Source organism: Aestuariivirga sp. (genome assembly GCF_044239095.1).
Classification (GTDB): domain Bacteria; phylum Pseudomonadota; class Alphaproteobacteria; order Rhizobiales; family Aestuariivirgaceae; genus Aestuariivirga.
The window spans coordinates 1-3,199 of record NZ_JBIICB010000372.1; the positions used below are offsets into that span (position 1 = coordinate 1).

General features: G+C 64.6%; 4 protein-coding genes. 2 read left to right on the top strand and 2 right to left on the bottom strand.

Annotated elements, in window-relative coordinates; translation table 11 throughout:
- Both ACILRA_RS21340 and ACILRA_RS21345 read left to right on the top strand, forming a co-directional pair.
- Positions 1-488 (top strand): histidine phosphatase family protein (locus ACILRA_RS21340; RefSeq protein WP_395664057.1); only part of this gene is annotated, 488 nt, incomplete at its 5' end.
- A gap of 98 nt (positions 489-586) precedes the next feature.
- Complete coding sequence (locus tag ACILRA_RS21345) at positions 587-1,345, top strand: hypothetical protein (RefSeq protein WP_395664058.1); 759 nt, start codon at positions 587-589, stop codon at positions 1,343-1,345.
- Here the strand turns inward: ACILRA_RS21345 and ACILRA_RS21350 are convergent.
- Both ACILRA_RS21350 and ACILRA_RS21355 read right to left on the bottom strand, forming a co-directional pair.
- Positions 1,308-2,069 carry a hypothetical protein gene (locus tag ACILRA_RS21350; RefSeq protein WP_395664059.1) on the bottom strand — a complete coding sequence of 254 codons (762 nt, stop codon included), beginning with the start codon at positions 2,067-2,069 and terminating at the stop codon, positions 1,308-1,310. The two genes, ACILRA_RS21345 and ACILRA_RS21350, sit on opposite strands and share 38 nt — an antisense overlap.
- A gap of 138 nt (positions 2,070-2,207) precedes the next feature.
- Positions 2,208-3,089, bottom strand: coding sequence for a DMT family transporter (locus tag ACILRA_RS21355; protein WP_395664060.1), 882 nt, complete (start codon positions 3,087-3,089; stop codon positions 2,208-2,210).
- Between the last annotated feature and the right edge of the window lie 110 nt (positions 3,090-3,199).

The following is a 3,199-nucleotide window of genomic DNA, read 5'->3' on the forward strand; positions in this document are numbered from 1 at the left end:
TTCTGGGAGAGCCCGGCGCCATCGTTCTTTTCCGCCACGCGAATGCGCCTGGCACGGGCGATCCGGCTGGCTTCGTGCTCGGCGATTGTTCCACCCAGCGCAACCTGGACGGCCGGGGGCGGGCCGAGGCACGCGCCATCGGCCAGTCCTTCCGGAGCCGGGGCATCATGGTCGGCCGCGTGCTCTCTTCCCAGTGGTGCCGGTCGCGGGAGACCGCGGAACTGGCCTTTCCGGGCATGGTGGAGGAGGAGGCCGGCTTCAATTCCTTCTTCGGCGACCGCGCCGCGGAACCGGCCGCATCGGCCCGTGCGCGCGGCATTCTCGCCGCATGGCAAGGGCCTGGCGTGCTGGTCGCCGTTACGCATCAGGTGAACATCTCGGCTTTGACCGGCATCGCGCCGCGGCCGGGCGAGGGGGTCATCCTCATCCGGCGTGACGGCGTGATGGCGGTGGCCGGACGTCTTCCACCCCCGGATCCGGGCTCCTGACCTTTGCGCGGATACCCGAAGGCGAGGCGGCATTAAGGCTGCGTTCACGCCCGATCGTTACTGTCGTTCTGGTTGAGTTGATGGCGGATAACGTAAGCATGGCAAGAGGCGTTCACTGGATCAGCAATGGGCGGACCTGCCCTGCGCCCGGAGAAGTGTCGTCACCCGCAGGGGAACGTCAGGCCCTGCAGCGTCAGGGTTTCGTCAAGATCGTGGAAAACGAGGCCGGCACCACGCTGCGCTGGAGCATGTTCGCGGCCAACTGGTCGTCGCTGTTCTTCGTGGCGGAATGGGTGCATGGCGCGACGGGTCCGTTCCACCTCCAGTACTATTCCGCCGGCTGGTTCAACGAGCGCTTTGATCATGCGCATGCCGCGGCGGAGCGCATCCGCCACCTGATCCAGAAGAGCGACGTGCATCTCTCCCAGACCGTCTACATCCGCAGCGCGCCCGAGGACCGCCGCGACGTTCCAGACCTGCTGCGGCAGGCGCTGCGCGACAAGGTGGCCGATGAGGAGTGCTCGATCGACTGCACCTTTGATCCCTCCTCGCAGCGCTTCCGCGTGGCGCGTGTGGGCCGGCACTCCACGATCGCCAAGCTGTGGGGTGTGAACCCGGTGTCCTACCCTTGCCTGACTGGCCACTCCTACGACCATGCGGTAAGCCGCGCCTACCCGCAGGTGAGCCGCAGCGGAGAGCCGCACTATGACCACATCTATGCCGCCATGGCATCAGCCAATGGTGACGTCGTGTGGGTGCCCTACCAGCGCGTGGTGCTGCCCCTGAACATGGGGCGCAACCGCAAGGCCGTGCGGGTCGTCACCGAACTGGCGAAGGTAGATATCTCTCCTCTGTAGAGACCATTTCGGCGATCGAGAATTCGAGGTGGCGCCGCAATGCGATGCCGATCCATTCGGCCTGTTCGGCGCCTTCGGGCTCCCACTCCCAGGTGAGGAAGCTCTGTTCGAGATGGCCATAGCCCATGCGCACCATGTGGCCGCGCGTGGCCATGGACTGGCCGGTCAGTGCCCAGATCGCCTCCGGCTGCCACTTCACCATGGCGAGCAGCATGCCGATGCGGGGGAAGACCGGAAAGCACCCCTTCACCTGTTTGTCGATCCACAATTCGCCATGATAGACGATCCTCCCGCGGATAAGGTGGGAGAGCGAGTGCTCCGGCGGCATCACCGCACGCGGCACGATCATCTCCCGCCGCCGGGCATAGAGGCCCATCATCCAGCCGAGAACCCACTCGGCGAGGTTGGGATCGGCATCGTCAAGACGGAAGGCCTGCAGACCCACCGTCTTGCCCGAAGCATCAGCCACGGACATCCAGAAGCCCCGCTCCGAAAGGCTGCGGCAGGCCTGCGGATCGAACATCGGTGAAATGTCGCTGCTGCGAAGCTCCTGCCGCAGGCGGGCCAGTTCCGCGAAGTCCGTGTTCAGGCGAAAGGAAAAGCCTTGGTCGGTTCCCTGGCGGATCAGGTTGGAAATGGCTGTGATGGTCCGCAAGGGATCCGCCAGGCCAGTATCGATTCCGATGGGCTGCACACCCTGCAGGCCAAAATTCAACGCATACATACAGACAACCCCACTGCTCCGGACGGTGCACCCCAGTCGTGGTTTCCCTTCGCGGCACTCCACGATAGGGGCGCAAAATACAATTATAAGTGTAGTATTAACGTGTACGTAACGTCAACTTAATTTTTATCTCGCCGGTCAGGCTGGGACCGGCTGGCTCCGAAGGGATGACCGGAGCCGCCACCAGCTGTGCGCGAGGAGTGTCACCACCACAAGCGTACCTCCCACCAGGACGCGTGAGCCCGGCATCTCGCCGAAGAGGAACCAGATCCAGACCGGGGTCAGCACGGTCTCCAGCATGAAGAACATGCTGACGTCGGCCGAGGGCAGTACGCGCGGCCCCCTCGCCAGCAGGACGGTCGCGAGCGGAATGGCGATGAGGCCGTTGAGCGCCAGCCATGCCCAGGCCGGAACGCCGAAGGCCCCGGCGGCCACCAGCGCGCCCGGAGCGATGCCGAACAGCACGGCGGCAAGCAGGGCGGAGGCGAGGCTCCCCGTGGCGAGGCTCGTTGCCACCTTCCTGCCCGAGGCGCGGATGATGGTGAAGATCGCGGCCGAACAGAAGGCGGAGGCGAATGCGAGGCTGTCTCCCACCCAGTTGCCGGTCTTCAGCCCCTCTGATGCAATGAATGCAGCGCCGAGAAAGGCGGCGCCGGTTGCGCTCCAGGTAAAGGGATGGACATTTTCGCGCAGAAAGAGATGGGACATCGCCGCGGCAATGACGGGCGTCAGCGCAATGATGAACACCACATTGGCGGCGTCGGTGTGGGCGACGGCGCCGATGTAGCAGATGTTTCCCGCCGTGCTGGCCAGCGCCACCGCAACCCCTGCCCATCCGGCGATGAAGGGCTCCGTCTGCCTGCCCCACAGGCGCATGACGGCCCATGTCCCCGCAATGGCTGCAAAGAGGAAGATGCCGCGGGTGAACACCATGGTCCACTGGTCGGCCATGGAAAGCCGCAGCAACGGCAGGTCCAGGGTGAACAGCAGACCGCCCAGGGCTGTGATCAGGATGGCCATTCTGACATTGCCCGCCGAGGGCCGCTGCGTGGGGATCATGATCTCCAGAGGTGACGTTGCGCAATCCGCCTACAAAAGCGGTAAACTGGCGCTACGTCAACCTAAAGCAT

Coding starts and splice junctions, on each gene's coding strand:
- ACILRA_RS21345 (WP_395664058.1), top strand. CDS start 587: ATGGCAAGAGGCGTTCACTGGATCAGCAATGGGCGGACCTGCCCTGCG.
- ACILRA_RS21350 (WP_395664059.1), bottom strand. CDS start 2,069: ATGTATGCGTTGAATTTTGGCCTGCAGGGTGTGCAGCCCATCGGAATC.
- ACILRA_RS21355 (WP_395664060.1), bottom strand. CDS start 3,089: ATGGCCATCCTGATCACAGCCCTGGGCGGTCTGCTGTTCACCCTGGAC.